The sequence below is a fragment of the Azospirillum sp. B506 genome, from assembly GCF_000333595.1.
Taxonomy (GTDB): domain Bacteria; phylum Pseudomonadota; class Alphaproteobacteria; order Azospirillales; family Azospirillaceae; genus Azospirillum.
Window position 1 is genome coordinate 1 of the sequence record NZ_BADK01000884.1, and the last position, 897, is coordinate 897.

Here is an 897-nt window from a genome sequence, read left to right on the forward strand (position 1 = left end):
GCTGACCGCCAGGCCGCTTGTGTCGGGATTGCGGGCGATCTCCGCCACCATGTTCAGCGCGATCGGCTTCACCGCCGGGCCGCAATATCCGCCGTGGCTGCCCTTGCCGTCGACCACCGGGGTCGGGGCCATGGCGTCGAGATCGACCGCGACGATGGAGTTCACCGTGTTGATCAGCGACACCGCGTCGGCGCCGCCGCGCTTGGCCGCTTCCGCCGACCACAGGATGTTGGTGATGTTGGGGGTCAGCTTGACGATCACCGGCAGGTTGACGGCGTTCTTCACCCAGCGGGTGACCTGCTCGACCATCTCCGGCACCTGCCCGATGGCGGATCCCATGCCGCGCTCGCACATGCCGTGCGGGCAGCCGAGGTTGAGTTCCAGCCCGTCGGCGGCCCCGGTCTCGGCGATGCGGCGGGCGAGGCCGGCCCAGGCGGTCTCGGTCATGGTGGCCATCAGCGAGACGACCATGGCGCGGTCGGGCCAGTCGCGCTTGACCTCGATGATCTCCTGCAGATTGACGGCGAGCGGCCGGTCGGAGATCAGCTCGATGTTGTTGAAGCCCGCCGATCTCACCACCGCCACCACCGGCCCCGTCCGCGACGCCGTGAACGCGGCGCTCGATGCGCTGGATGCCGGCGACCTGCGTGTCGCCGAGAAGACCGCGGACGGCTGGAAGGTCAACCAGTGGCTGAAGAGCGCGGCGGTCCTTGCCGAGCGGATAGGTCGCCGTCTCCCCGGCTTTCAGCGTCGCGCCCACCACGCGGGCGTCGGTGCGGATCGGCAGGGCGTCATCGTCATCGGCATAGCCCGAAGCCAGGGTGACGAAATGCCCGCTGCGGTCGCCCTTGGGGAAGGGCTTGCTGCCCCAGCCTGGCTTCTCGCCGCTGCGGGTCG

At 69.7% G+C, this 897-nt stretch carries 1 protein-coding gene and 1 pseudogene; one reads left to right on the forward strand and one right to left on the reverse strand.

The window, feature by feature from the left end; genetic code table 11:
• Nucleotides 1-576, reverse strand: a 576-nt coding sequence (locus I71_RS27390; RefSeq protein WP_244434082.1) for a tRNA-dihydrouridine synthase, incomplete at its 3' end; no start/stop codon positions are given.
• Between I71_RS27390 and I71_RS36515 the strand changes: the two are divergent.
• Nucleotides 551-897, forward strand: a pseudogene (locus I71_RS36515) (hypothetical protein); the annotation flags it as partial. The gene I71_RS27390 and the pseudogene I71_RS36515 overlap by 26 nt on opposite strands.